The organism is Kocuria gwangalliensis (assembly GCF_039544365.1).
Lineage (GTDB): Bacteria > Actinomycetota > Actinomycetes > Actinomycetales > Micrococcaceae > Kocuria > Kocuria gwangalliensis.
Genome location: NZ_BAABLN010000071.1, coordinates 47,178 through 73,105 on the forward strand (window position 1 = coordinate 47,178; position 25,928 = coordinate 73,105).

22 protein-coding genes are annotated in these 25,928 nt (G+C 64.6%); 9 read left to right on the forward strand and 13 right to left on the reverse strand.

Annotated features, from left to right (window positions below):
- Positions 1–40 precede the first annotated feature (40 nt).
- The 4 genes from ABEA06_RS14285 (at position 41) to ABEA06_RS14300 (ending at position 2,968) form a co-directional block, all read left to right on the forward strand.
- Positions 41–298 (forward strand): hypothetical protein, encoded by a 258-nt coding sequence (locus ABEA06_RS14285; RefSeq protein ID WP_345311938.1) that lies wholly within the window; start codon positions 41–43, stop codon positions 296–298.
- A gap of 85 nt (positions 299–383) precedes the next feature.
- A complete protein-coding gene (locus tag ABEA06_RS14290) occupies positions 384–1,097 on the forward strand; it encodes a response regulator transcription factor (RefSeq protein ID WP_190781815.1) in 714 nt (237 codons plus the stop codon).
- A gap of 4 nt (positions 1,098–1,101) precedes the next feature.
- Positions 1,102–2,574, forward strand: a complete 1,473-nt coding sequence (locus tag ABEA06_RS14295; RefSeq protein ID WP_345311939.1) for a sensor histidine kinase — start codon at positions 1,102–1,104, stop codon at positions 2,572–2,574.
- 103 nt (positions 2,575–2,677) lie between these two features.
- Positions 2,678–2,968, forward strand: a complete 291-nt coding sequence (locus ABEA06_RS14300) for a WXG100 family type VII secretion target (protein WP_303382307.1) — start codon at positions 2,678–2,680, stop codon at positions 2,966–2,968.
- A 5-nt stretch (positions 2,969–2,973) separates the two neighbouring features.
- Here ABEA06_RS14300 and ABEA06_RS14305 read toward each other — a convergent pair whose 3' ends face one another.
- From ABEA06_RS14305 to ABEA06_RS14320, 4 genes are all read right to left on the reverse strand, one after another.
- The gene (locus ABEA06_RS14305; RefSeq protein WP_345311940.1) at positions 2,974–4,014 is read right to left on the reverse strand and encodes an RNase H family protein; all 1,041 of its coding nucleotides are present in this window, start codon (positions 4,012–4,014) and stop codon (positions 2,974–2,976) included.
- Between the two features lie 167 nt (positions 4,015–4,181).
- Positions 4,182–5,813 (reverse strand): chaperonin GroEL, encoded by a 1,632-nt coding sequence (gene groL / locus ABEA06_RS14310; RefSeq protein ID WP_312395675.1) that lies wholly within the window; start codon positions 5,811–5,813, stop codon positions 4,182–4,184.
- Positions 5,814–6,092: 279 nt separating this feature from the next.
- Positions 6,093–6,731: a hypothetical protein gene (locus tag ABEA06_RS14315; RefSeq protein ID WP_303382339.1), complete on the reverse strand. Its 639-nt coding sequence runs from the start codon at positions 6,729–6,731 to the stop codon at positions 6,093–6,095.
- 68 nt (positions 6,732–6,799) lie between these two features.
- Positions 6,800–7,024, reverse strand: a complete 225-nt coding sequence (locus tag ABEA06_RS14320) for a DUF3263 domain-containing protein (RefSeq protein ID WP_303382338.1) — start codon at positions 7,022–7,024, stop codon at positions 6,800–6,802.
- A 66-nt stretch (positions 7,025–7,090) separates the two neighbouring features.
- On the opposite strand from ABEA06_RS14320, the gene ABEA06_RS14325 reads away from it, so the two are divergent.
- A complete protein-coding gene (locus tag ABEA06_RS14325; RefSeq protein ID WP_345311941.1) occupies positions 7,091–7,774 on the forward strand; it encodes a uracil-DNA glycosylase in 684 nt (227 codons plus the stop codon).
- Positions 7,775–7,793: 19 nt separating this feature from the next.
- Positions 7,794–8,648: a siderophore-interacting protein gene (locus tag ABEA06_RS14330; protein WP_303382336.1), complete on the forward strand. Its 855-nt coding sequence runs from the start codon at positions 7,794–7,796 to the stop codon at positions 8,646–8,648.
- A gap of 3 nt (positions 8,649–8,651) precedes the next feature.
- On the opposite strand, the gene ABEA06_RS14335 is transcribed toward ABEA06_RS14330, so the two are convergent.
- The 9 genes from ABEA06_RS14335 to ABEA06_RS14375 form a co-directional block, all read right to left on the reverse strand.
- The gene (locus ABEA06_RS14335) at positions 8,652–10,664 is read right to left on the reverse strand and encodes a threonine/serine exporter family protein (RefSeq protein ID WP_345311942.1); all 2,013 of its coding nucleotides are present in this window, start codon (positions 10,662–10,664) and stop codon (positions 8,652–8,654) included.
- An 85-nt stretch (positions 10,665–10,749) separates the two neighbouring features.
- Positions 10,750–11,832, reverse strand: coding sequence for a lipid II:glycine glycyltransferase FemX (locus tag ABEA06_RS14340; protein ID WP_345311943.1), 1,083 nt, complete (start codon positions 11,830–11,832; stop codon positions 10,750–10,752).
- Between the two features lie 91 nt (positions 11,833–11,923).
- The gene (locus ABEA06_RS14345; RefSeq protein WP_345311944.1) at positions 11,924–13,816 is read right to left on the reverse strand and encodes an FMN-binding glutamate synthase family protein; all 1,893 of its coding nucleotides are present in this window, start codon (positions 13,814–13,816) and stop codon (positions 11,924–11,926) included.
- A gap of 121 nt (positions 13,817–13,937) precedes the next feature.
- Positions 13,938–14,219: an HPr family phosphocarrier protein gene (locus ABEA06_RS14350; protein WP_303382332.1), complete on the reverse strand. Its 282-nt coding sequence runs from the start codon at positions 14,217–14,219 to the stop codon at positions 13,938–13,940.
- A gap of 107 nt (positions 14,220–14,326) precedes the next feature.
- The gene (gene ptsP, locus ABEA06_RS14355) at positions 14,327–16,057 is read right to left on the reverse strand and encodes a phosphoenolpyruvate--protein phosphotransferase (protein WP_345311945.1); all 1,731 of its coding nucleotides are present in this window, start codon (positions 16,055–16,057) and stop codon (positions 14,327–14,329) included.
- 13 nt (positions 16,058–16,070) lie between these two features.
- Positions 16,071–18,185 (reverse strand): PTS fructose transporter subunit IIABC, encoded by a 2,115-nt coding sequence (locus ABEA06_RS14360; protein ID WP_345311946.1) that lies wholly within the window; start codon positions 18,183–18,185, stop codon positions 16,071–16,073.
- Positions 18,186–18,234: 49 nt separating this feature from the next.
- Entirely contained in the window at positions 18,235–19,200 is a 966-nt protein-coding gene (locus tag ABEA06_RS14365) for a 1-phosphofructokinase family hexose kinase (RefSeq protein ID WP_312395691.1), read from the reverse strand.
- A complete protein-coding gene (locus ABEA06_RS14370; protein ID WP_303382328.1) occupies positions 19,197–19,988 on the reverse strand; it encodes a DeoR/GlpR family DNA-binding transcription regulator in 792 nt (263 codons plus the stop codon). The genes ABEA06_RS14365 and ABEA06_RS14370 overlap by 4 nt, the downstream gene beginning before the upstream one ends.
- Before the next feature lie 83 nt (positions 19,989–20,071).
- Positions 20,072–21,319: an Nramp family divalent metal transporter gene (locus ABEA06_RS14375; RefSeq protein WP_303382327.1), complete on the reverse strand. Its 1,248-nt coding sequence runs from the start codon at positions 21,317–21,319 to the stop codon at positions 20,072–20,074.
- Between the two features lie 130 nt (positions 21,320–21,449).
- Between ABEA06_RS14375 and ABEA06_RS14380 the strand changes: the two genes are divergently transcribed.
- The 3 genes from ABEA06_RS14380 (at position 21,450) to ABEA06_RS14390 (ending at position 25,837) form a co-directional block, all read left to right on the forward strand.
- On the forward strand, positions 21,450–23,195 hold the full coding sequence (locus ABEA06_RS14380; RefSeq protein WP_345311947.1) for an ABC transporter ATP-binding protein: 1,746 nt from the start codon (positions 21,450–21,452) through the stop codon (positions 23,193–23,195).
- Positions 23,192–25,171, forward strand: coding sequence for an ABC transporter ATP-binding protein (locus ABEA06_RS14385; protein WP_345311948.1), 1,980 nt, complete (start codon positions 23,192–23,194; stop codon positions 25,169–25,171). Before ABEA06_RS14380 ends, ABEA06_RS14385 begins: the two co-directional genes overlap by 4 nt.
- 63 nt (positions 25,172–25,234) lie before the next feature.
- A complete protein-coding gene (locus tag ABEA06_RS14390) occupies positions 25,235–25,837 on the forward strand; it encodes a TIGR03085 family metal-binding protein (protein ID WP_345311949.1) in 603 nt (200 codons plus the stop codon).
- The last annotated feature ends 91 nt before the right edge of the window (positions 25,838–25,928 follow it).

The following is a 25,928-nucleotide window of genomic DNA, read 5'->3' on the forward strand; positions in this document are numbered from 1 at the left end:
GTTCATCCACCGCGCGCGCGACATTGATACCTTGGTGATCATGTCTGATCCCACGCACCAGGAACGCCCCCGCCCCGCCCGACCGGCCCGGGTAGGCACCCTCTCCATACTGGGAATGATCGCCCTGGTCTTGGCGGCCCTGAGTTCGGTGTCGTTGGTGATCGTCCTGATAGCCGCACTCATGGGCCAGGTCCTCTGGGGTGGCTTCACGATCTTCCCCGCCATCTTTTTCCCCGTGGCCTTCATGCTGATGTGTGTCGAGCTGGCCCGGACCGCGCTGCGGCGACGCCGCCGCTGACCTCGCCCGAGCGGCGTCGAAACCGTACAGAAAATCTCGGGAAATGTCTCAGTCTGCGTTCAGGTAACTCCGAGACACTGAGACGGTGAACGATAAGACTCCTGAGGCCAAACTGCTCGTCGTGGACGACGAACCCAACATTCTTGAGCTACTGGCGACGTCACTGCGCTTCGCCGGTTTCGAGGTGGTGACCGCCGCCAACGGGCGCGACGCTCTCCTGAAGGCTGAGGCCGAGAACCCGGACCTCGCCGTCCTGGACGTCATGCTCCCGGACATGGACGGATTCTCCGTGACCCGCAAGCTACGCGCTGCCGGCCGGCACTTCCCGATCCTTTTCCTCACCGCCAAGGACGACACCGATGACAAGGTCACCGGTTTGACCGTGGGCGGTGACGACTACGTGACCAAACCCTTCAGCCTCGACGAGGTGGTCGCACGCATCCGCGCCGTACTGCGCCGCACCCAGCCCATCGAGGAAGAAGACTCGCGACTGCACGTGGACGACCTGGTGCTCGACGACGACGCCCACGAGGTTTTCCGCGGCGATCGCGAGATCGACCTCTCCCCCACCGAGTTCAAGCTCCTTCGCTACTTGATGCTCAACCCCAATCGTGTGCTGTCCAAGGCGCAGATCCTGGACCACGTGTGGGAGTACGACTTTAACGGAGACGCCTCGATCGTGGAGTCCTACATCTCCTACCTACGTCGCAAGATCGACAACGACCCCGAACAGACGCCGTTGATCCACACCAAGCGTGGTGTGGGGTACCTGTTGCGCTCGTCCGACAAGCGCCACTGATCCCTTGACCCGGATTTCCCGCAGGTGGCGTTCCGCGTCACTGCGCTCGCAGCTGATGGTCCTCACGGGCCTGCTGCTGGCCATCAGCATCCTCGTGACGTCGCTGGTGGCCATTTCCGTGCTGCGCGATGCCCTGGTCGACAACACGGACCAAGAGCTGGGACAGTCGGTGACCTCGGTGTCCACGGTGCTGCTGGATGAACTCGAGGGGACCATCGCCACTCCGGTCCCGCACGCCGGCTACTTGCTGGACGCCCAGGGGAACGTGATTGCGGCCGCGGAGAACAGCCAGGATTCCAGTGCCACCCGCCCCGCACCGGACCTGACCGGGATGGACCTGTCCTATGTGGTGTCCCACAACCTGCAGCCCACCACGGTGTCCGCGATCGGAGCTCCCGAACGGAAATGGCGGGTCATACCGGCCAAGTTGCAGCACTACGACATGTCCGTGATCGTTGCCCAGCCGCTGGACCGAACCACCTCCATTATTTCCGCGGTGTCGTTACTGACCTTCAGTTTCGGCATGGCCACCCTGCTGGCGGCCATGGCCGTGGGCTGGGTACTGGTCACCAGGGCTTTCGCCCCCTTGCGGGAAGTGGAATCCACGGCCGCCCGGATTGCCGAGGGTGACCTGTCGCAGCGCATGGAGGGGTACAACTCCCAGACCGAAATCGGTCAGCTGTCCATGTCGCTCAACACCATGCTGGGGCACATCGAGGACGCCTTCGAAGCACGCACTCGGTCGGAGACGAAGCTGCGCCGATTCGTGGCGGACGCCTCCCACGAACTTCGTACACCGTTGGTGTCCATCCGGGGTTACTCGGAGCTCTACCGCCACGGCGCACTGCAACAGCCCGAAGATGTGGGCAAGGCCATGAACCGTATTGAATCCGAGGCCAAGCGGATGACCCAGCTGGTCGAGGACCTCCTCACCCTGGCCCGCCTGGACGAACGCCGGCCGGCCACTATGCAGCACATGGATTTGATGCACCTCGCCTATGACGCCGCCTCGGACGCCCACGCCACGGCGCCCGATCGCGTGGTGCAGGTGGTGGGTCTCGAGGATCTCGCCCCGGAGCAAGCCTGGGCGTACGGCGACGAGTCCAAACTGCGACAGGTGGTGGCGAACCTGCTCACCAATGCCCTGCGTTACACCCCCGCAGGAACCCCCGTCGAGTTGGCGGTGGGGCTGGAACCAAGCGTGGACGGGCATTCCACCGCCGTCGTGCAGGTACGCGATCACGGCCCCGGCATTCACGGTGTGGATGCGGATCGTGTTTTCGAGCGCTTCTACCGTGCCGATTCCTCTCGCACGCGAGAAACCGGCGGCACCGGTTTGGGCCTGTCCATCGTGGCGGCGATCGTGGAACAGCACGACGGCACCGTCAAGTTGGAGGAGACCCCCGGCGGTGGGGCGACCTTCACCGTGCGGGTGCCGCACAGCGAGCCTGTGGACAATCCGCCGACCATTGAATGAATCCACCGGGTTCAGGGCCCGCGCCGAGTACGGCCGAACCCCTGCCTACGCTGTGCACACCCGGGATGACTCGGGCGTTCACACTCACAGCGAGGAGACAACCATGGCCCAGTTCGTGGTCGACAGCGACACCATTGCCGCCACATCCCAACAGGCGCAGGGGCACATCGAGCGCTTGACCGGCGAGGTCAACGGCATGACCTCGACCCTCACCGATCTGCAGAATTCGTGGACCGGCACCGCATCAGTGAATTTCCAGGAGGCCTTCCGCTCATGGCGTGCCGCGCAGGCGCAAATGGAACAGGCCATGGCGCACATCAATCAGGCCCTGTCAGCGGCCGGTAATCAGTACGCGGAAACCGAGGCCGCCAACGCCCGGATGTTCGTCGGCTGACCCGATCAGCTCTCCGTGGTGACCTGGTGGTAGCGGAGCAGCCACGGCCCCATGTCGTTGTGCTGGTCCTCTCGCAACCACAACGAGCTGCGCCGGGTCACGGTGGAACTGTCCGTGAGCCGGTACGTCAGGTGGTAGGCGGTGGATCCCAGTGGCAACGCCCCGTGGTGGCTCAGATCCGATTCGTGGCTTTCGCCGGGCCCCCGGTGGTCCGAAATGAATCCGTTAGCGCCCGTGACCGATCCGTCCCGGGCAACGTATTCAAAGTGCTCGTGGAAGAGTTCCCTGCGGTGTTCCTCCGGGGTGTCCGGGGCCAACAACGTGGCCTCCAGAGCCCGAACTTGGTGCACCGGATCGGCTTGTCGGGCGATGCGTTCCTCCGGGCGGCTGTCCTCGAGCACCGGGTCTTCCTCACGCGCCCACAGCTCCGAGAATAAATCCGGCTCCGATTCGGGTTCGGTTGACCGCACGACGTGCCCGGCCGCCGCAGAGCGGGGTTCCGCCGATGGCAGGGCCGCGCGTTCGGCCTGCTGGGTTCCCCCGGGCTGTGGTCCTCGCGCCGGATCGCCGGGGCCCGCGAACCCGGGGCCCACCGGCATCTCGTGCTTCGCGGTGCCTGCCTGGTAGGCCGAGGCCATGGCCCGGGCGCGTTCATCCGCGGCTTCGTTGAGGTCATGACCCGCGTGGCCCTTGACCCACTCGAAGTCCACGATGCGCCCTGACATTTCACGGTCCAGGGCCTTCATGATCTCCACGTTGAGAACGGGTTTGCCGTCCTTCTTCTTCCATCCCTTCTTCTTCCATCCCGGCATCCACTTGGTGATGGAATTGATGACGTACTGGCTGTCGCACAGGATCTTGAGGGGCTCATCCGGTATGTGCCGAGTTGATTCCAGAAGGTTCAGGACTGCGGTGAGTTCACCCATGTTGTTGGTGCCGTGGTCCCAACCACCCGCGCGCCAGGTGTTCTCGTCAATGAACCAGGCCCATCCGGCGGGACCGGGATTTCCCAGGGCAGAACCGTCCGCCGCAGCAATAATTGTCATGCGATCATCTTTGCAAACGACTCCGACAGGCAGTAGCTTCCTCCTGGTCCCCCTCGGTTCGGGCGCGGGCGCACGACAAAGCCCCCGGAACGCCAACTCAATGGCGTCCCGGGGGCTTTGTCAGAGCTGGACCGCGCGAGGCGATCGAGCGTGCCCCGGGGCGGTACTTACATCATGCCGCCCATGCCACCCATGGGATCCGCACCGGCACCGGCCGGAGCCTCGGGCTCGGGCTTGTCGGCCACCACGGCTTCGGTGGTGAGGAACAGACCGGCAATGGAGGCCGCGTTCTGCAGGGCAGAACGGGTCACCTTGACCGGGTCGTTGATCCCCGCGGCCATCAGGTCGGTGTACTCACCGGTTGCGGCGTTGAGACCGTGGCCGGTCTGCAGACCGCGCACCTTGTCGACCACCACACCGGGCTCCATGCCGGCGTTCGCGGCAATCTGCTTGAGCGGTGCGTCGATGGCAACCTTGACGATGTTGGCACCGGTGGCTTCGTCACCGGTCAGCTGCAACTTGTCGAAGGCCTTCTGGCCGGACTGAATGAGTGCCACGCCGCCACCGGCCACGATGCCCTCTTCAACGGCAGCCTTGGCGTTACGCACGGCATCCTCAATGCGGTGCTTGCGTTCCTTGAGCTCCACCTCGGTAGCGGCACCGGCCTTGAGGACTGCCACGCCCCCGGCCAGCTTGGCCAAGCGCTCCTGCAGCTTCTCGCGGTCGTAGTCCGAATCCGAGTTGGCGATCTCGGCGCGGATCTGAGCCACGCGGCCTTCGATCTCGTCCTGGGTGCCGGCGCCGTCGACGATGGTTGTCTCGTCCTTGGTGACGACCACCTTGCGGGCCGTGCCCAGCAGGTCCAGGGTCGCCGACTCCAGGGACAGGCCGACCTCTTCGGTGATGACCTGACCGCCGGTGAGGATGGCGATGTCAGCCAGCTGGGCCTTTCGACGGTCGCCGAAGCCGGGGGCCTTGACGGCCACGGACTTCACGGCACCGCGCATCTTGTTCAGCACGAGCATGGCCAAGGCCTCGCCCTCGACGTCCTCCGCGATGATCAACAGCGGCTTGGAAGCCTGCATGACCTTCTCCAGAACGGGGACCAGGTCCTTCACGTTGGAGATCTTGGAGTTGACGATCAGGATGTAGGGATCCTCGAGGACCGCTTCCTGGCGGTCGGCGTCGGTCACGAAGTAACCGGACAAGTAGCCCTTGTCGAAGCGCATGCCCTCGGTCAGCTCGAGGTCCAACCCAAAGGTGTTGGACTCCTCGACCGTGATGACACCTTCCTTGCCGACCTTTTCCATGGCGGCGGCAATGAGCTTGCCGATCTCGGGGTCAGCGGCGGAGATCGACGCGGTGGCAGCGATCTCTTCCTCGGTCTCGATCTCCTTGGCCGAGGACAGCAGTTCCTCAGTCACGGCGGCAACGGCCTTCTCGATACCGCGCTTGAGCGACAGCGGGTCGGCGCCGGCGGCTACGTTGCGCAGGCCTTCCTTGACCAGGGCCTGTGCGAGCACGGTGGCCGTGGTGGTGCCGTCACCGGCAATGTCGTCGGTCTTCTTGGCAACTTCCTTGACGAGCTCGGCACCGATCTTCTCGTACGGGTCCTCGAGCTCGATTTCCTTGGCGATCGACACACCATCGTTGGTGATGGTGGGAGCGCCCCAGGCCTTCTCCAGAACAACGTTGCGTCCGCGCGGGCCAAGGGTCACCTTGACGGCGTCGGCCAGGGTGTTCAGACCCCGCTCGAGCCCGCGGCGTGCCTCTTCGTCAAATGCGATCATCTTTGCCATGTGTTGCGTCCCTCCTGGACGGTTGACAAACAAATCTGTTCATCACGATGCCCGCGACGGACGATGGTTCGCACGGGTCCTCACCCGCATGAACGCACCTCACCGTGATGGATGGTATCCACCCATTCGCGTGAGTGGGCCTCCCCCGGACCCGGGTTTAGCAGTCCACTCAACTGAGTGCTAAGTCAATACTGGCACTCGACCACGGAGAGTGCAAACATCTTGAGTCAAGAAAACTCAGGTTTCATCCGGGACTGAGGGACCACGGAGTGCTGCCGGTCAGTTACCCGGCGTGGCTACTGCCACCGTTGCGGGTTCCTGTCCCATGCCTGTGCCACCGTCGGCCTGCCCGCCTCGGGCACCCCCCGACTGGGCGTCGGTTCCCGGAACGGTATCCACGGCCGAACCGGATTCTTCCCGTGTGCCCGATTCCTCCGCCGCGCCGTCGCCGGTGTCCGGTAGGGGCACCTGCTCCACTGGCGCTTCAGGGGCGGCCGGAGCCTCGGGAGGTGCCGCGGGTGCCTCGAACGCCGGCGGAGCGGCGGGCACTTCCGGGGCTGCGGGCTGTTCCGAACCGGGCTGGACCCCGTTGTCCGGAGCAACGGGTGCTTCGGGGGCGGCCGGGGTTGCGGGCTGTTCCGGTGACGCCGTGGGGCTCTGTGACGGGGAGGGTTCGGCGGTGCTGGTAGTGATGTTCCCCGAGGGCGCGGGGGAATTTTCCACCGCGTCCTGGGCCGTACGCGGTGCGTTGACGAACGCAACCGCGCCGACGGTGAGCGCCAGAATTCCCGCTCCGACTATGGCGAGGAATCCTTTACGAGAACCGGTGCGCGCCCGAGGGTTATGACCCCGGTGGGCACCTTGACGCGTTCCGTCCTCGGGAACGTCGTCGAATTCGTCACGGGGGTATTCACTCATTGTCCATACTTCCGGTCAGCCACGATTTGCCTCTACTATCCCACGGCCGCGGGCGTTGTCCTACCCCGTCAGCGCTGCCTGGCCCGGCGTAATCGCGAAATGAGCATGGGAGCGAACCGGGCGGCGTCGTCCCGGTCGATCAGCGCATTGAGGCGCTGATAGTAATTGACGGGGCTGAGCCCCAATCGTTGCCGAATGGCCGACTCCTTGGCCCCGCGATATTTCCAGTGTTCGGCTTCGAGCTGCAGGATGGCCTTGTCCAGTGCATCAAGCCCGTTGTCCGGTTCAGCCATGAGAGCCACCATAACCGGTAATCTCATACCCGTTATCCGCACCCGTTATCGATCGGAGACCAGCTCATGTCAGAACCTCGTCCCCTGCACGAGATCATGAGCGATGACTGGGCCCGGGCGCTGCAGCCCGTGGAGTCCACCATTCGTGAGATGGGGGAATTCCTGCGAGCCGAGCATGCTGCCGGGCATCGCACCTTCCCGAGCGGAGACAACATCTTTCGCGCATTTCGCGAACCGATGTCCCGGGTGAAGGTCTTGATCGTGGGGCAGGATCCGTACCCGACCCCGGGACATGCCATGGGGCTCTCGTTCTCGGTGCAACCGCAGGTTCGCCCCATCGCCAGGTCCCTGCAGAACATTTACAAGGAACTGAACACCGATCTGGGGATCACCCCGCCGGAGCACGGCGACCTCTCTTCGTGGTCCGAGCAGGGGGTCATGCTGTTGAACAGGGCCCTGACCGTGCGGGAGGGCGCTCCCGCATCACACCGCGGCAAGGGGTGGGAAACCGTCACGGAATGCGCAATCAAGGCACTGGCCCAACGAGGAACCCCCCTGGTCGCAATCTTGTGGGGTCGCGACGCCCGCGACACCAAACAGTGGCTGGCAGGGGCACCCACAGTCGAATCTGTGCACCCCTCCCCGCTGTCCGCGGCAAGGGGATTCTTCGGTTCGCGCCCGTTCTCCCAAACCAATGAGCTTCTTGCGAACCAGGGTGCCCAACCCGTCAACTGGACGATCGCCGATTAGGATCACCTAGGCTGGGGAGATGGAGAAGACCACTGCGCGGAAGCCGCGGAAACCACAGCTCAACCTCGAGGTGACCGAGCGCCGGGAGCTGTCCCCGGGCATGGTCCGCGTGGTGTGCCGGATCGCCAATCACGCGGATTACCAGGACATTGTTCCTCCGGAGAAGTACGTCAAACTGGTGTTCTTCTCCGACGCCACGCTGGCCGACATTCCCTCCGGAGAGTTCCCCGATTACTGGAGCCTGCGCGATGCCGCGGCACCTGAGGACCTCCCCGTCACCCGCCATATGACGCTGCGTCGGTACGACGCCGCCGCCGGCACCGTATGGATCGATGTCGCCCTGCACGGCACGGAGGGGCACGCGGGACCGTGGGCCGCGACGGCCAAGCCCGGCGATCGTCTGGTGGCCGTCGGGCCGGGTGGCAAATGGGAACCCGATCCGGATGCCTCCTGGACGCTGCTGGCCGGGGACGAGGCCGCGATCCCCGCGGTGCTCGCCAATGTGGAATCCCTCCCGGACACGGCGGAGGGGTTGGCGATTCTCGAGGTGCAGGATCCCGCGCACCGCCACGATCTCAGCGGAGTCACAGTGCCGGAGGGCGTACGGATCCAATGGGTCTACCGGTCAAGCCACCAGCAGGATGAACGCGCCCTCGTGTTGGCCGTGTCCCGGGCCCCGTGGCCCGAGGACCTGTCCGGCATTCAGGTCTTCGTCCACGGCGAGCGCGAGGCCATGAAAGAGGTCCGCAAGGAGTTGTTCGACCGCCGCAACCTGGATCGATCTCAGGTCTCACTGTCCGGGTACTGGGCCGCCGGCCGTACGGAAGACCTCTTCCAGGCCGAGAAGAAGCTCCCCGTGGGGAAAATTCTCTAGCCCTCAGCGGCGCCGGTTCCGCCGGTGCGAGAAGATCTGCATGCGCTCCAGGAACGGGCGCATCAGGTAGTTTCCGAGCACCACACCCGAGGCCATCATGACAATCGATGCCATGGCGTTGATCAGCCCGGTGAAGCCGGTGCCCGCGGTGTCTGCCTCTACGGTGATCGCGTACATGCCGCGGAAAATGGACAACCCCGGCAGCAGGTAGGTCATCGCGGGGATGGCGAGAATGGTTTGCGGAATCCGTGAACGAGCCGCCAGCAATGCGGCAACGCAGCCCGTGGTCACGGCGCCGAGAGCCGTGTCCAGGCGGGCGCCCAGTCCGTACTCGCCACCCACATGGAACACCAACAGCCCTGCCAGGGCGGCAAGAACCGCGGGGAAGATGTGCCGTGGTTTGGCCTGCATGGTCACGGCCACCAAAGCCGTGGAAATGAGCATGAAAACCGTGTTGGTCACTGCATCCGGTGAGGTGAACGAGGATTGCGACACGTCGATGCGTGGCACGCCCAGGTAGCCGGCCAACGCGATACCCACGGCGATCCCGGCGATGATGCCGAGGAACGCCAATGATGTGGACAGCAAACGCCCCACAGCGGTCACTGGGAAGCCATTGATGGCGTCCTGCATGGTCGAGACCATGCGGGTAGTGGGCAGCAGCATGATGATGCCACCGGCAATGACTCTGGGCGGTGACAGGTCCACGCCCAGGGCGGAAATCCCCATGGCCGCGAGCGTCACAATCAATGCATTTGCGGCCAGGGCGAAGAACTCGGGAATACGCCAGGCACCGAGTTTCGCGGACACCAACTGCACGAGCACCGAGGACACCGCCGCCACCAGGGCACCGGCAGCTCCGCCGCCGATCGCCATGGTGATGGTGGCCGCCGCGACCACGGTTGCCAACCACACGGTCCACTTGGGATATGGCTTGGGTTTGGAATTGATGATTGACAGTTGCCGCTCGGCTTCCTTGAGCGGCATGGTCCCCTCGATGATGCGTGTGACCAGTTGGTGCGAATTGGCCAGACCCGCGTAGTTGTCCGTCCACGAGCGCACCACGCGCATGACCGTGTGACTGTAGGTGTTGGGATCGTCCAGGACGTCCTGGCTGGTCCGGGGACCGCTGATTTGTCCCGTGCTCTCCGTGTTGTGGCCCTCCGCGGTCAGCTTTCCCGTCTCGGTGATCTCGGCGACGTAGTTTATGGTCACCGACTGGTTGGTGATGTCCACCTCAAGATTTTCCACCCCGTAGGTCGCGCACACGGCAATGATCGCGTTCTCCACGTCCAGGGCATCGGCACCGTAGTGGAACATGGTCTCGGCCAGCCGCAGCGCAAAATTCAGGGTGCGTCGAGCCTGCCGGTCGCTGCTGTCCCCGAACCGTCTGAGGTTGTGGAACGGCGTAGCCGTGAGTCGGTCCACCACGCGCATGGGTGCGGTCGGGGCGGCGTCGCCCCAGATGATGGACCGTAACTTCTCCTTGGACGATTGCACCGCCCGCGTGCGGGTCGAGGGATAGGCGCCCCGCAGCACCGTGGTGGTGGCCGGGGCCGGCTCGTGGGGCACGCCCGATGTATCTGGCCGTTCCACGGCTGTGGTTTGTCCGGACCCACGGCGAGAAATCTGCGTGACGGGCCTGGTGGCGGCGGCAGCTTGAGAACGCGGTGTCGCCCCGGCCTTATCGGCCTCGATCTGGCCGGGAGTCAGCACCGGCAGCGCACCGACCTGGGAGGACACCGCCCCGTCCTGAGCGGCAACCGATTGCTGGGGCGAGACCGCTGGCTGCACTCCACTCGCGAGCCGAGCGCGGGTTTGTGCCTGGGCGGCCTGGGTCTCCGTGGGTCTGACCAATGATGCCGGGAATCCATGCATGGTGACCGGGCGGGCCGCACCGGTCAGGGAGGTGTCACCACCGGGTCCGAACGGTTCTCCGTCCTGGAATTCGAGGCCGGCCGCGGCCCCCGACGCCGGGTACCCGTGATGGGAAAGCTCCCGAAGTTGTTCGGTCACGCTCACAGTCGTTGGACCTCCCTGACCCCGCGGGTACTGCTAGTGATGTCTTACGGTGTACGGACGGGTTTCAAGCCATCACGAATCAGTAGAACGGCTGCCCGGTCCTGCGTACCCAGAGCTGGCGCTGTACCTTCTCACCAATGTTGGCCCACATTGCATACTTGGCCTTGTTGAGGGGCTGATCCCACACTCCTACGTAGTCCACGACCGTCTTGGTGAAGCTGGTCTTGAACAAACCCAGACCGTAGTAATGGTGATCCTTGTTCTTGAGCTGATCGCTGGGAGGGGTACCGCAGAAGTCGTACTGTTCGATGTCGCACTCGTCCTTGAGGTCCAGGATGGCCCGCCATTGCACCAAGTGGGAATCGCCGTACTGCTTACGGCGCGGTGTGGAACCGCCGTCCTTGTACGTGCCCTTGGAGCCATACGCGATCACGTACGCTCCCACGGAGGGCTCGTCGTCCTCATACGTGAAGTACAGCCGCCCCTGACCCCGCTCGGCAAAATTGGTCCAGAACGCGCGGTAGTACTCATAGGAACGCAGCGTGACCTTGGCGTGTCCCTGACCCACGGAATCCATGAGCGCGTACATGGCGCGCATGTTCTCCTCGGTGAGCTCCACACGCTCCACCTCACAGCCTTCGCGGGTGGCGCGGCGCACGGCGTTACGTCCACGCGAGTGCAGGGACTTGAGCAGCGCCTTCTCATCCGGGGTGGTGTCAAGTACCGCGGTGGAATCATTGGGCTGGATCTCAAAGGACTTCACGAGCCCGCAGCGAGCGAGTAGACCGCTCGCGTAGTCGGAGGCAAGGATCTCGGGTTCGTACTTGATGGCGAACACGCCCTTGGCGGCACCCGCCACGAACTTCCTGTTGGCCTCGACGATCGCGGGCATGTCGTCGATGGACTCCACGTCCGGTCCCTTGATCATGTACCAGATCCTGCCCAGGCCCGGGACGCTCTTTTCGAGGGCCAGGTTGTAGCTGGGTTGAGAACCATCCGTGGCCTCGTAGACCACGTAACGCGGCGCCCACCCGTGGTCCTTCTTGACCTCCGCGAAAGCCCGGGACTGCAACAGGTTGCCGCCGGAGGGATTGGCCGTGACGTGGGAGTCCCACCCGCGGATTTCTTCATCGGTGGCAAAGCGTGCCGTGAATTCTCGCAAGGCTCTCTCAATCCTGGTTCTGTGACTGATGACGCAGCGCCGGAGGCGACGCCGCAGTCAGCGACGCCGCCTCCGAGTGGCTGACAGGACTCTAGTCTACGTCCGGGCTGACACTATCCTCGTCCCCAGGATCCACGTGGTCGTCGCGTGTGCCGGGGTCCCGCACCGTGTGCTGAGCGCCGGGTGCCGTGCCGGGCTGTCCCTCGGGGCGGTTGGTCGTGCCCGCATTGCTCTGCCCCGTGCCCTGAGCGGTCGTGCGCGTGGGTTGGGCAGTTCGGTCCCGCGCAGTGGCCGAGACGGAGCCCCGGTTGGCGCCGGCCATGGCCATTTCGCGGCCCTCCGTGGCTTCGCCCCGGCCCGTGAATTCGGTGCGGTCGTTGTACACGTACTTACCCGGGTGCCCGGAGGTGAAGCGATCCGGGTTGGCGTACTCCCAGTCCTCGCCCCAGCCGCCCTCAACACCCTCGAACAATTCGCCGCGGCCGAGCCAGCGGTACAGCGATTCGTACGAGATGCTCTCCGTCGCGGTGATCCGACGGCGTAGCATCTCGCGGGTCATTTGCTCCGGACGGTCACAGCCCATGGTGGCGATGATCTGCCCGGTCTCCTCAACGGTCAGGCGGTGGTAACGCTCCACCCGGTCACCCTTGGAAGCAACGTCCAGGGCCTGGTACAACCGCGGATCCTGAGTCGCCACGCCCACGGGGCACTTGTTCGTGTGACATTTCTGCGCCTGAATGCAGCCGACGGCCATCATCATGGCGCGAGCGCTCATGCAGAAATCCGCGCCCTGAATGATGTGACGCACAATGTCGTGACCGGAAATCACCTTGCCCGCGGCACCGATCTTGATGCGGTCGCGCAGACCGGAGCCGACCAGGGCGTTGTGCAGTAGGATCACGCCCTCGGTCAGCGGGGTACCCACGTGGTCCTGGTACTCGAGGGGGGCGGCGCCGGTGCCGCCCTCGGAGCCGTCCACAATGATGAAGTCCGGGGTGGTCTTCTCTTCGATCATGGCCTTACAGATCGCCAGGATCTCCACGCGTGAGCCGATGCACAGCTTGAAGCCGATGGGCTTGCCGTTGGACAGTTCACGCAACTGCGCTATGAAGCGAACCAGTTCGCGGGGTGTGGTGAAGGCGGAGTGGCTTGCCGGGGAAATACAGGTTTCTCCCACGGGCACCCCGCGGGCTTCGGCAATCTCCGCCGTGACCTTGGTACCGGGCAGCACACCGCCCAGGCCGGGCTTGGCGCCCTGGGACAGCTTGATCGTAATGGCCTTGACCTGTTCCAGGTTGGACTTCTCCCGGAACTTCTCCGGGTCGAAGCGCCCGTCCGCGGTGCGGGTGCCAAAGTACCCCGAGCCGAATTCCCAGATGAGGTCGGCACCGTACTGCAGGTGGTACTGGGTGAGTCCGCCTTCACCGGTTTCATGTGCAAACCCTCCCTGCGCAGCACCCTTGTTCATGGCGAGAACGGCGTTCTTGGACAGCGATCCGAAGCTCATGGCGGAGATGTTGAGCAGCGAGGCGTCGTAGGGCTGCGTGCAGTCCGGACCACCCAAGCGCACGCGGTGCTCCACTTCGGGAGCGGCCTTGGGCGCAATGGACTGGACGAAGTATTCGTAACCGGGCTGATTGACGTTGAGTTCCGTGCCAAAGGCCTTGTCGCCCTTGAAGCCTTTGGCGCGCGAGTAGATCAATGAGCGCTGATCGCGGTTGAACGGTTTGCCGTCCCAGTTGCGCTCAATGAAGTACTGCTGGATCTCGGGACGGATCTCTTCCAGGAAGTACCGCGCGCGCCCCAGGAGCGGGAAGTTCCGTAGGATCGCGTGCCGGCGTTGGGAGGCGTCACGGATGCCCACGATCAGCAGCAGGATGGACAGCACGGCGGGGATCCACCATCCCCAGGGGCCGAACACCGCGGCCGTCACGGTGACGATCACCGCCGCGATGAGGGTAGCCAAAATGAGAATTCGCACCATGGCATCACCGTACTCCCGAATCGGGCATCGCGGGCGATGTGACCGCCTGTACGGCATATCGGGCACTGCGATCCGCAGTGCCCGATATGTTACTTCTTGAGTGGCTTAGTGAACAGAATTATTATTCCGCATCGTGGTCGGTCTCGATGATGGAGACCAGGTGGTCGAGGGCCTCGTCGGCGCCGTCGCCGTCCGCAGCGAGAATTACTTTGTCCCCGTGGGACGCCCCCAGGGACATCAAGGACAGTACCGAAGCGGCGTCCATGCCGTCCTCGGTGTCCTCTCCCTCGGAGCGGATGGTGATTTCCAGGTTTTCGTACTCACCGGCGGCCTCCGCGAAGATCGCTGCCGGCCGTGCGTGCAGCCCCACTCGTGAGGCCACGGTTGCCGTGCGTTCTGCCATTGCAACTCCTCATTGTTGGCGCTCGTCCGGGCAGACCCCGGGCAAGACTTGTTTCCCATTGTGTTCGGTTTATCCGCGGATGTCTCCGCGCACACCTCATGTTTCGCTCAGAGTCCCAGTTCTTCCAGGACGGGCAACTGGGCGCGAACCGCCTCGCGTGCTTCGTGGGCGCTCGTTGCGTGCAGCGCGGTGTGCGCCACACTGCGAGCACGCTCGAGATCCACACGGGCCAGCACCGCGGCCACGGCCGCCAGCGAGCGCGGGCTCATGGACAGGGTGTCCACGCCCAGACCCACCAGCACCACGGCCAGCGCCGGGTCCGCGGCGGCTTCACCGCAGACGCCCACGTTCTTGTGGACACCCGATTCCGACGACGCCGCCCGCGCGCCCGCCGCGGTGCGCTCGATCATGCGCAGCACGGCCGGCTGCCACGGCGAGTTGAGCTCCGCCAACGAACCGAGCATGCGGTCCGCGGCCATCGTGTACTGGGTGAGGTCGTTGGTACCCAGGGACACGAAGTCCACCCGGTCCAGGATCTGTTCGGCCGTGATCGCGGCGGCCGGGGTTTCGACCATTACGCCGGAGACCGCCAAACCCGCCGCGTGGACGAGCTCGGCGAAATGCGCCGACTCCCCCGCCGTGGAAATCATGGGCGCCATGACCCACACGTTCGCCTCGGTCTGTTGCGCGGCGGCCGCAATGGCCCGCAGCTGCCGTTCCAGAACACCCGGGGTGGTCCAGTCCGTGCGGTAGCCGCGCACCCCCAACGCGGGGTTGGGTTCGGTGGTGTCCGTGAGGAACGGCAGGGGCTTGTCCGCGCCGGCGTCCAGGGTACGCACCACGATCTTGGCCGAACCGAAGGCTTGGAAGATTTCCACGTAGGACTCGGTCTGCTCCTCCACGGTGGGTTCGGTGTCCCGGCCCAGGAAGCAGAACTCGGTGCGCAACAAACCCACGCCCTGGGCTCCGGCGGCCGCTGCCGCACGAGCGTCGTCGGCGGTTCCCACGTTGGCGAGCAGCGGGACCTCGGTGCCATCGGCGAGCGCGCCGTGGCCGTCGAAGCTCGCCAATTGCTCCGAGACCCTGTGCCACGCGGCGACCGCTTGCTCCTGCTCGGTTCGCGGATGGGACACGATCGATCCGGCCGCCCCGTCCACGAACACCGTGGTACCGGACTCGATGTCGGTCACACCCGTGGCCGCCACCACGGCGGGCAGGCCCAGGTTACGAGCCAGGATCGCGGTGTGTGACTGCGGCCCGCCCGATGACGTGACCAGTGCGACCACCGTCCGCGGGTCGAGCACAGCGGTGTCTGCCGGGGCGAGGTCCTCGGCAGCCAGCACGAACGGTTCGGTGCGTTGCGGCACCCCCGGGGCGGGCATCCCGCGCAGTTCGGCCACGATGCGGGCGCGCACATCCTCGATGTCCGCGGCGCGCTCGGCCATGTAACCGCCCATGGCACGCATCTGGTCCGCATACCCGGATGCGGCGTCCCACAGGGCGCGTTCCGGGCTCAGGGAATGGTTGCGCACCAACTTGGCGGCGTTCTTGATGAGGGCTTTGTCCCCCGCCATGAGTGCGGTGGCCTTGAGGACCTCCGCCGCGGCCTCGGAACGGGCGCGCTCGGCACGTTCCTTCAACTCGGTTTTCACCGATGTGGCGGCCTCACTCAGACGCTCGACGGCGCTCTCGGGGTCCCCCGTGAGCGCCTCCCCCTCCGGGGGAGCCGCGACCGGCGGAGCCATGGGGATCAGCGGCGCGATCACGCGACCGGGGCTGACGCCCACACCCGTGTAGCGCAGCTGCGTGCTGTCGGTTTCGGACGGTGAGTAATCCATGTCGTTCACACCTTTATGCGTTGACAGGAGCTGGTTCGGAAACGGTGGCCTCGGCAACGCGCTTGCGCGCATTACCGATGTGCTTGAACGCGATCACGGTAACAGCGGTGACCACGGTGCCCACCAGGATGGCGGCAATGAAGCCGAGGAAGTTACCGATGACCAGGAAGACCCAGATGCCACCGTGCGGTGCAGCGGAGGTCACCCCGAGGGCCATGGTCATCGCGCCGGTGACCACCCCGCCCAGCATGGACGCGGGCAGTACACGCAACGGATCCGCCGCGGCGAAGGGAATGGCGCCCTCTGAGATGAAGGACGCTCCCAGCAGCCACGATGCCTTGCCGTTCTCGCGTTCCTGTTCCGTGAAGTACTTGCGACCGAGCACCGTGGAAGCCAACGCCAGACCCAACGGGGGCACCATGCCCGCCGCCATCACGGTAGCCATGATTTCCTGCGGAGCGGTATTGGCAACGGTTGCGGCTCCCAGGCCTGCTGCGGCGAACGAATAGGCCACCTTGTTGATGGGTCCGCCCAGGTCGGAGCACATCATCAGGCCGAGCACGGCGCCCAGGGCAATGGCGGAGGCGCCCGTCATGCCGGTCAGCAGGGACGTCAGCCACTCCATGAACAGGGCGATGGGCCCACCGATGAGGAAGAACATGAGGCCACCGGCGAACAACGTGGCCAACAGCGGGATGATCACCACGGGCATGAGCGAGCCCAGCCAGCGCGGCAACCTGGGCAACGTGAGCCAGTAGGCGCACAGGCCCGCCAGCAAACCACCCACGATGCCGCCGATGAAACCGGCACCCATGAAGTTCGCCACCAGTCCCACGGTGAAGCCCGGGGCGATACCGGGGCGGTCGGCCAGCCCGTAGGCGATGTACGCCGCGAGTGCCGGTACCAGCAAACTCATGGACAGGTTGCCGATCTTGAACAGCACCGCCGCGATGTACATCCCCAGCGAGACGTCGCCCAGGTTACCCAGCGACGAGGTCGTGAGAATCGTGTCCGCTTGTTGAGCCACCGCAATGGGGTCACCAATGATGAACGAGAGGGCCATGAGCAGACCGCCCGCGGCCACGAACGGGATCATGTAGCTGACACCGGTCATCACGGCCTTGCGGATGCGGGTGCCCCACCCTTCGGTGGCGTCCGATGTCTGACTTGCGTTCGACTGATCACCGCTGACGCGCTTGGCGTCGGGATTGTCCGCGGCGGCCAATGCCTCGTCAATCATTTCACGGGGCTCGTCGATACCACGTTTGACCGCCGAGGCGATGTACGGCAGTCCCGCGAACCGGGAGCGCTCGCGCACGTCCACGTCGGTCGCGAAAATGACGGCTTCCGCATTGCGGATCACAGACGGGTCCAGCCGAGTGGCGCCCCCCGAACCCTGGGTCTCGACCTGCAGGTCCACACCCATTTCGTCCGCGGTGTTCTTGAGCGAATCCGCCGCCATGTAGGTGTGAGCAATACCGGTGGGGCAGGCGGTGACCGCCACGAGTTTGCGGGGGCCACCCTCGCCGGCGCCCTGCGAGGCGGCGTCCCTAGAGGCGTTGTCCTGCGCCACGGCGTTGGGGCCCGCCACCGCCGCAGCGGCAGCGGTGGAACCCGCCGCTGCGCCAACGCTATCGGTTGCCTTCTCATCGGTGGGAGCGGCGTCGGCAGGTGCGCCCAGGCCCAGGGCATCGTCCACGAGCTCGACCACGCGCTCGGGTGACTCGGCTTCGCGCAGGGAGGCCACGAACGGCTTCTTCATGAGCGAGCGCGCCAACTTGGACAGCAGTTTGAGGTGGGCCTGATCAGCGCCGGCGGGCGCTGCAATGAAGAACAGGATGTCCGCGGGCCCGTCCTTGGCGCCGAAATCGACGGGCGGGTGCAGCCGCGCCATGACCAGGGTGGCCTGCGTGACAGCCTCGGAACGGCAGTGCGGAATGCCGATGCCGCCGGGGATACCGGTGGCGTTCTTGGCTTCGCGGGCCAGGGCATCGGCAGCCAGCGCGTCCGCGTTCTCGGCCCGGCCTTCCGTGTGAACCGTGTTCGCGAGTTCGCGAATCACGTCTTCCGTGGTGTTACCCAGGTTTTGGTCCAGCAAGACCAACCTGGGGTTGATGAGATCCGACATAGGTGCTCCTTGTGGTGTACGCGGTGTGCGTGGGCGGGCCGACCCGGCCCTAGGTCAGTTGCAGAGCCGTCACGGTCACGGCTTGCGGTGTGGTGTGGTCAAGTGATGGCATTTCCGTACCGGGCAGAGCTGCCGCGGCGGACCCGTGTGCCACTGCCTGCCGGAGGCAGTTCTGCGGTGATTCCCCCCGCACATGGGCGATGAGGTATCCGGTCAGCGCGCTGTCGCCCGCACCCACCGTGGATTTCACGGCCACGGGTTGGTGTACCGCGTGCCAGGCGCCGTCCCGTGTCACCAGGACAGCCCCGTTGCCTCCCAGGGTGCACAACACGGCGCGCACCCCGCGTTCGATCAGGGCGTGCGCTGCCGACGCCGCCGCGGCCGGGTCCGCTTCGAGAACGTCACCGTCCGTGCGGCCCAGCAGTTCGGCCAGTTCCTCGCCGTTGGGCTTGATGATGTCCGGCTGGGTGTCAGCGGTCTCGGACACCGCTTCGGCCATGGGACGCCCGGACGTGTCCACGGCAATTCGTGGTGCTGCACTGCCCAGACCCGCACGCACGCGGTTGATGATGTGCGCGTAGATGTTGGGAGCGGGTCCGGGCGGGATCGATCCGGCCAGTACCAGCCACTGAGCTCCGGCGCCGCGGGAGATCAACTGGTCGATGATGCGGTCCACGGTGCCGGAATCCAGCTCGGGGCCGGGTTCGTTGATCTTGGTCGTGGTGCCGTCCGGTTCGGTCACGGTGATGTTGGAACGCAACGGCGCTCCGATGGAGACCGCCTCATAGCGGACGCCTGCCTGGTCCAGCCCGGTCAACAGCGGGTCGTTGCTGTCACCGGGAACCACGGCCAGGGTCGGTTCCCCGCTGAGCTCCAGCGCTCGGGAGATGTTCACCCCCTTGCCTCCGGGATCCTGACGGGTTCGCACGGCGCGTTGCACCTGGCCGCGCCGCAACGGGGCGTCCAATTCAACGGCGCGGTCGATTGACGGGTTGAGTGTCACGGTGATGATCACGCGACAATCACCTCCACATTGGCTTCTTCGAGCGCGCGGGAGAGTTCGACTCCCGGAGCCCGATCGGTGATAAAGGTGTCTATTTCGGGCAGGGAACAGAACTTCATGAGGGTTTCCCTGTCCTGTTTGCTGTGGTCACAGACGGCCACGACCCGTCGAGCGCCCCGCACGATGGCCGTTTTCACCACGGCTTCAATGGGGTCCGGGGTGGAAAGTCCGAATTGGGCATGGATACCGTTGCAACCCACCACGGCAATGTCCGGGCGCAGTTGCTCGTAATGCTGACTGGCTCGCGCACCGGTGGCTGCCCACGTCAATTTGCGAATCCGCCCGCCCACCAGCTCCAGGCCGATGCCGTCCGTGTCAGCGAGCTTGGCCGCGATGTGGAGGGCGTGGGTGATGATCAGGCGTTCCTGGCCGCCCGACAAACCATTGTCACGGTTCAGCAGAAGATCAGCCACCATCTCCACGGTGGATCCGGCGTCCAGCACCACCGCGCCCGCACCCGAATCGTCCAAGACGTCGAGGGTGGCCGCCGCGATCCGCCGCTTCTCCGCGGCGTTGATGCGTTGGCGCGAATCGATCCCCTGCTCCCCACTGGTGGATTGATCCGCGGACACGGCGCCCCCGTGCACGCGGCGCAACTTCCCGGTTTTCTCGAGCACCGCAAGATCGCGCCGCACGGTTTCCATGGTCACCGAGAATCGCTTGGCCAGCTCCGCGCCGTTGACACGACGGGACTGGGCCACGTGACGGGCGATCTCTTCTTGACGTTCCTCAGCGAACATTTTCACCTCACGGTTGGGGCTGCGACAGTGGTTCCCCGCTATGTGATGTGAGCTTATGTGTGTTTATGTGGTTTTGCTAGCCCCTAGGCGGCACCAATTGCCATGAGTCCCAATAAGACGATGTTGAGCACCACCACGATCCCGGCACTGGCCCACCCGAACCCCGAGAGCAACGGGCCGTTCGTGAAGTGCCCGAGCAGGCGGCGTCGTCCGGTGAACCAGACGAGCGGGACCAATGCGAACGCGATCCCGAAGCTCAGAACCACCTGGCTACCCACGAGCGCTGCCGTGGGCTCGACACCCACCGCGAGCAGGATCACCGCCGGAATCATGGTGAAGATCCTGCGAGCGAACAACGGGATGTGCCGATGTAGCAAACCGGCCGTCACCACGTCGCCGGCGTAGGAACCCACCGCCGTGGACGCCAGCCCGGAGGCCAACAAACCCACCGCGAAAACTACGCCAACGGCGGGCCCGAGAGCCTCCGCGATGGCCGCATGGGCACCCTCGATCGTGTCGGTGCCGTCCACCCCGTAGAGGTTGCGCGCCGCCAACAGCAACATGCCCATGTTGACCGAGCCGGCGACAACCAAGGCGATCACGACATCCACCCGGGTGGCACGCAACAGGTACCGCGTGTGCTGCGCACCGTGAGCTCCCCCGTGTCGGTCACGGGACAATGCCGAGTGCAGGTAGATCGCGTGGGGCATGACCGTGGCCCCCAACATGCTCGCCGCCAACACCAGGGACTGCGAGCCCTCCAACCGCGGTACCATGCCGCCCAGAACTCCGCCCGCTTCGGGCGGTGCCACCACCAATCCCGCGAGGAACCCCGCCGTGATGACGCCCAGCATGGACACGATGACCGTTTCGAAAACCCGCTGCCCGCGGCGATTCTGAACGGATAACACGGTCATCGAGATCACGGCGACAAGCACACCACCCAGCGGCAGAGGAACCCCGAACAGCAGCCACAGGGCAAGCGCTCCACCGATCACTTCCGCGACGTCCGTGGCCACCGCCATCAGTTCGGCCTGGACCCAGTAGGCCAGGCGCGCCTTGCGGGGCAGCGACTCCCCCACGACCTCCGGGAGGGACTTCCCCGTGACGATGCCCAGCTTGGCCGAGAGGTACTGGATCACCATGGCCATCACGTTGGCGATCACCAGCACCCAGACCAACAGGTACCCGAAACTTGCGCCCGCACTCACGTTGGCGGCCACATTCCCCGGATCCACGTAGGCGATGGCCGCCACGAAAGCCGGGCCCAGCGCGGTCACGAGAGGGCTGCCGGTCGACCGGGCTCGGACCCGCGTTCTGCGGTTGAGCATTGCGGCTCCTTGGACTCGACTGCAAAGTTTCGGTGAACCGAAACTTTAGCCGGTCTTCGGGTCCGAGCCCAGGCGTATCCTGTGTGAGATAGCCGAGCGTCGCTCGCTAGGAACACAGTCAGGACCCCACATGCTGCTGCGTTTATTGCGCACCTATTCCCGCGCCTACCGGCCCTGGATCATCGCCGTACTGATTTTCCAGTTGACGGCCACCATCGCCACTCTGTATCTACCGAGCCTCAACGCCCGAATCATTGATCAGGGTGTGGCCCGCGGTGACACCGATTTCATTTGGCGCACCGGTGCCGTGATGCTCGGTGTCGCATTCGTCCAGGTCATCGCGGCCGTGATCGCCGTTTACTGCGGTTCCCGGGCCGCCATGGGTCTGGGCCGGGACGTCCGCCGCTCGGTTTACCGTCACGTGGGATCCTTCAGCGCTCGAGAAGTGGGCAAATTCGGTGCGCCCACGCTCATCACCCGCAACACCAATGACGTGCAACAGATCCAGATGCTCACGCTCATGGGCCTCAACTTCATGGTCATGGCTCCCATCATGTGCGTGGGCGGCATTGTCATGGCGCTGCGGGAAGACCCGGGGCTCTCATGGCTCGTGTGGGTGTCCATCCCCGTCATGGGGGTCCTTCTGGGTGCCATCGTGGCCAAACTGATGCCGTGGTTCCGCATCATGCAGGACCGCATCGACGGCATCAACGGTGTGCTGCGCGAGCAGATCACCGGCATCCGTGTGATTCGCGCCTTCGTCAAAGAACGCCACGAGACCGAACGTTTTGCTCGCGCCAACCGGCAGCTCGCGGACATTTCCGTGCAGATCGGTTCACTGTTCGTGCTCATGTTCCCCATCATCAACATGATCATGCACATCGCCACCGCCGCCGTCCTATGGTTCGGCGGCCACCGCGTGGATCAGGGTCTGATCGAAGTGGGGTCCCTCACCGCGTTCCTGCAGTACCTGTTGCAGATCCTCATGGCGGTCATGATGGGGACCTTCATGATGATGATGGTGCCCCGCGCGGTGGTCTGCGCCGAGCGCATCACCGAGGTGCTCGACACCGCGCCCACCATGCAGGCCCCGACTCACCCCGTGGACCCCTCGGATCGCCACGGTCGATTGGAATTTCGCGACGTCACCTTCCAGTACCCCGGTGCGGAGGTACCGGTGCTGGACCGGATCAGCTTCTCGGCCGTCCCCGGACAGACCCTGGCCATCATCGGCGCCACCGGATCGGGCAAGTCCTCGCTCATCAACCTGATCCCGCGATTGTTCGACCCGGCAGCCGGCAAGGTCACCCTGGACGGCGTCGCCCTGACCGAGTATCCGCCCCAGGAGTTGGCCTCGAGCGTGGGGCTCGTGCCTCAGAAACCGTTCCTCTTCTCGGGCACCATTGCTTCCAACCTGCGGTTCGGTCGCCAGGACGCAACGGACGAGGAATTGTGGGACGCCCTCACCGTGGCGCAGGCGGACCAATTCGTGCGCGAGAAGCCCCAGGGATTGGCCTCGCCCATTTCGCAGGGAGGCACCAATGTCTCCGGTGGACAGCGGCAACGCCTGTGTATCGCCCGAGCCATCGTCACCGATCCGAGGGTGTACGTATTTGACGACTCGTTCTCCGCACTGGATGTCACCACGGACATGAAACTTCGCGAGGCACTGCGAGCGGTGACCCGCAATTCCACCGTGATCACGGTCGCCCAGCGCGTCTCCACGATCACCGGCGCTGATCAAATTCTGGTCCTCGAACACGGTCGGATCACCGCCCGCGGCACACATCAAGAACTGCTGGATTCCAGCGAGACCTATCGCGAAATTGTCGAGTCACAGCTCAGCGCGGAACAGAGCTTGGGAGGTTCGCGATGAGCGACATGCAGGAACCCGCCAAGAAACCGCGCGAGTTCTGGCCCTCCGCAACCCGCCTGGTCAAGCTGCTTTTCCCTCACAAACTGGCATTGACCGTGGTCTTTTCGGCCGTGATCATCTCAGTGATGCTCAGCGTGTACGCACCACGCGTGCTGGGCCGCGCCATGGACGTGATTTTTGCCGGCGTGATCGGTCGGCAGCTTCCCGAAGGCGCCGACAAGTCACAAATCGTTGACGGTCTGCGAGCGCAAGGGCAGGACAACCTGGCGGAGATGCTGTCGGCCATGAACTTGGTACCGGGCCAGGGTGTGGACTTCACCCTGCTGGGCACGTTGATTCTCACGGTACTGGGCATGTACGCGATTGCGTCCCTGCTCATGTGGTTGCAGGGCTACGTCCTGAACATCGTGGTGATGCGCGTGGTGTACAACCTGCGCGGCGAGGTGGAGCGAAAGATCAATGCCCTGCCCCTGAGCTACTTCGATTCCCGCCAGCGCGGGGACGTGATGTCCCGCGTAACCAACGACGTGGACAATATTCAGACCGCCCTGCAGCAAGCGTTTTCCCAACTGGTCCAGAGTGTGCTCACGGTGATCGGGATCGCCGTGATGATGTTCGTCGTCTCCTGGCAGTTGGCCTTGGTGGCCATGATTGCCCTGCCCCTGTCCGCGGTGGCCGCCGCCTTCATCGGCACCCGCGCGCAAAAGCTTTATGCCCAGCAATGGGAAGCCACGGGTCATCTCAACGGCCACGTGGAAGAGTCCTTCTCCGGTCATGAACTGGTCCATGCGTACGGCCGACAACACGACATGGACGCCACCTTCGACGAGCGCAACGACAAACTGTTCAAGGCCTCGTTCGGAGCGCAGTTCATGTCCGGAACCATCATGCCGATCATGCAGTTCGTCTCCTACCTTTCCTACGTGGGGATCGCCGTGCTCGGTGGTCTCCGCGTAGCGACCGGGCAAATGACCCTGGGTGACGCCACGGCGTTCATCCAGTACTCGCGAGAGTTCACCCAACCTCTGTCGCAAGTGGCCGGGATGGCCACCCAGTTGCAGTCCGGTGTGGCCTCCGCCGAACGCACCTTCGAACTACTCGACGCGCGGGAGCAGGATCCGGAAACCGCCACCCGCGAGCTTCCTGCGCGGACCAATGGTCACGTGCGGTTCGAGAACGTGAGCTTCTCCTACGACAAGCAAGCACTCGCTCAGGGCGCTCAGCCACTCATCCAGGGCCTCTCCTTCGAGGCACGCCCGGGTCACACCGTGGCGATCGTGGGTCACACGGGTGCCGGGAAGACCACGCTGGTCAACTTGATCCTGCGTTTCTACGAGATCGACCGGGGACGTATCACCCTGGACGGAATCGACATCCGGGATCTGTCCCGTGAGGAGCTGCGTTCTCAGGTCGGCATGGTGCTTCAGGACGCATGGTTGTTCTCGGGCACCATCATGGAGAACATTCGTTACGGCCGCCAGGAGGCAACCGACCAGGAGGTCATCGAGGCCGCCAAGGCCACGTATGTCGATCGTTTCGTGCGCGCCCTTCCCGACGGGTACGACACATTGATCGATGACGAGGGCGGGAGCATCTCCGTGGGCGAGAAGCAGTTGATCACCATTGCCCGCGCATTTCTGGCGCAGCCGTCGTTGCTGATCCTGGACGAAGCGACGTCGTCCGTGGACACCCGCACGGAACTGTTGGTGCAGCACGCAATGGCCGCGCTGCGAGCCCAGCGAACCTCGTTCGTGATTGCCCACCGGTTGTCCACGATCCGCGATGCGGACACCATTCTGGTCATGGATTCCGGCGAGATCGTTGAACAGGGGTCTCACGATGACCTGATTGCCATGGGCGGTCATTACTCTGATCTTTACGATTCGCAGTTCAACGCTGCGAAAGCGCCGGCCGACCATCCGCAACAGGCACTCGGGCAGCAGACTACCCAGGAAGCACCGACGGACAGTCGCTAGAAATCAGCACCCCGCGCGTCTACCGTGGAAGCTGACCGTACGCACCGCTAGAACGGATACTTCATGACTAACTTTGCCAATGTCGAACGCCGCCACTTGGCCGCTCTGCTGCGCCGCGTAGGTCCCGAGGCACCCACCCTGTGCGAGGGTTGGAACGCGCGCGATCTGGCGGTCCACCTGGTCATTCGTGATGGCCGCCCCGATGCCGCCGTGGGCATCTTCGCCCCCAAGCTTCCGGTGCTGGGTTCCCACTTGAAGACCGTCGAGAACAAGTACAACGACATGCCCTGGGAAGAACTGGTGGATCTGGTGGAGCGCCCGCCACTGCACTCGCCCGGCCGCTGGTCACCCGTGGACAAGCGCATGAACACCGGCGAGTTCTTTGTCCACCACGAGGACGTCCGCCGCGCCCAGCCGCAGTGGCACGCGCGTCAATTGCTCCACGACGAGCAGAAGGATCTCTGGAACATCCTCAAGCTCATGGGTCCTGCCATGCTGCGCAAGGAGTCCAATTCGGTGGTGTTATTGGCCAATGGCTTCGGTGCCGTGCGCGGCGGTAAGCGTTCCGCCCGTCACGTGGATCTCGTACGCGGTGAACCGTCCGAGTTGCTGTTGTGGGCCTTCGGCCGCCAGGAGCAGGCGGACGTGGACATCACGCAGGAGTAACCGATCCGACCACCTCGGGCACACCCACTGGACTAACCGAGACGGAAACGACGAAGGGCCGACACCGCGACTCCGCGGTGTCGGCCCTGCA

Bases quoted from the DNA above. Each gene is read 5' to 3' on its own strand.
- ABEA06_RS14285 (WP_345311938.1), top strand. From the start codon at position 41: ATGTCTGATCCCACGCACCAGGAACGCCCCCGCCCCGCCCGACCGGCC.
- ABEA06_RS14300 (WP_303382307.1), top strand. From the start codon at position 2,678: ATGGCCCAGTTCGTGGTCGACAGCGACACCATTGCCGCCACATCCCAA.
- ABEA06_RS14305 (WP_345311940.1), bottom strand. From the start codon at position 4,014: ATGACAATTATTGCTGCGGCGGACGGTTCTGCCCTGGGAAATCCCGGT.
- groL (WP_312395675.1), bottom strand. From the start codon at position 5,813: ATGGCAAAGATGATCGCATTTGACGAAGAGGCACGCCGCGGGCTCGAG.
- ABEA06_RS14315 (WP_303382339.1), bottom strand. From the start codon at position 6,731: ATGAGTGAATACCCCCGTGACGAATTCGACGACGTTCCCGAGGACGGA.
- ABEA06_RS14320 (WP_303382338.1), bottom strand. From the start codon at position 7,024: ATGGCTGAACCGGACAACGGGCTTGATGCACTGGACAAGGCCATCCTG.
- ABEA06_RS14325 (WP_345311941.1), top strand. From the start codon at position 7,091: ATGTCAGAACCTCGTCCCCTGCACGAGATCATGAGCGATGACTGGGCC.
- ABEA06_RS14330 (WP_303382336.1), top strand. From the start codon at position 7,794: ATGGAGAAGACCACTGCGCGGAAGCCGCGGAAACCACAGCTCAACCTC.
- ABEA06_RS14345 (WP_345311944.1), bottom strand. From the start codon at position 13,816: ATGGTGCGAATTCTCATTTTGGCTACCCTCATCGCGGCGGTGATCGTC.
- ABEA06_RS14350 (WP_303382332.1), bottom strand. From the start codon at position 14,219: ATGGCAGAACGCACGGCAACCGTGGCCTCACGAGTGGGGCTGCACGCA.
- ptsP (WP_345311945.1), bottom strand. From the start codon at position 16,057: ATGGATTACTCACCGTCCGAAACCGACAGCACGCAGCTGCGCTACACG.
- ABEA06_RS14360 (WP_345311946.1), bottom strand. From the start codon at position 18,185: ATGTCGGATCTCATCAACCCCAGGTTGGTCTTGCTGGACCAAAACCTG.
- ABEA06_RS14370 (WP_303382328.1), bottom strand. From the start codon at position 19,988: ATGTTCGCTGAGGAACGTCAAGAAGAGATCGCCCGTCACGTGGCCCAG.
- ABEA06_RS14375 (WP_303382327.1), bottom strand. From the start codon at position 21,319: ATGCTCAACCGCAGAACGCGGGTCCGAGCCCGGTCGACCGGCAGCCCT.
- ABEA06_RS14380 (WP_345311947.1), top strand. From the start codon at position 21,450: ATGCTGCTGCGTTTATTGCGCACCTATTCCCGCGCCTACCGGCCCTGG.
- ABEA06_RS14385 (WP_345311948.1), top strand. From the start codon at position 23,192: ATGAGCGACATGCAGGAACCCGCCAAGAAACCGCGCGAGTTCTGGCCC.
- ABEA06_RS14390 (WP_345311949.1), top strand. From the start codon at position 25,235: ATGACTAACTTTGCCAATGTCGAACGCCGCCACTTGGCCGCTCTGCTG.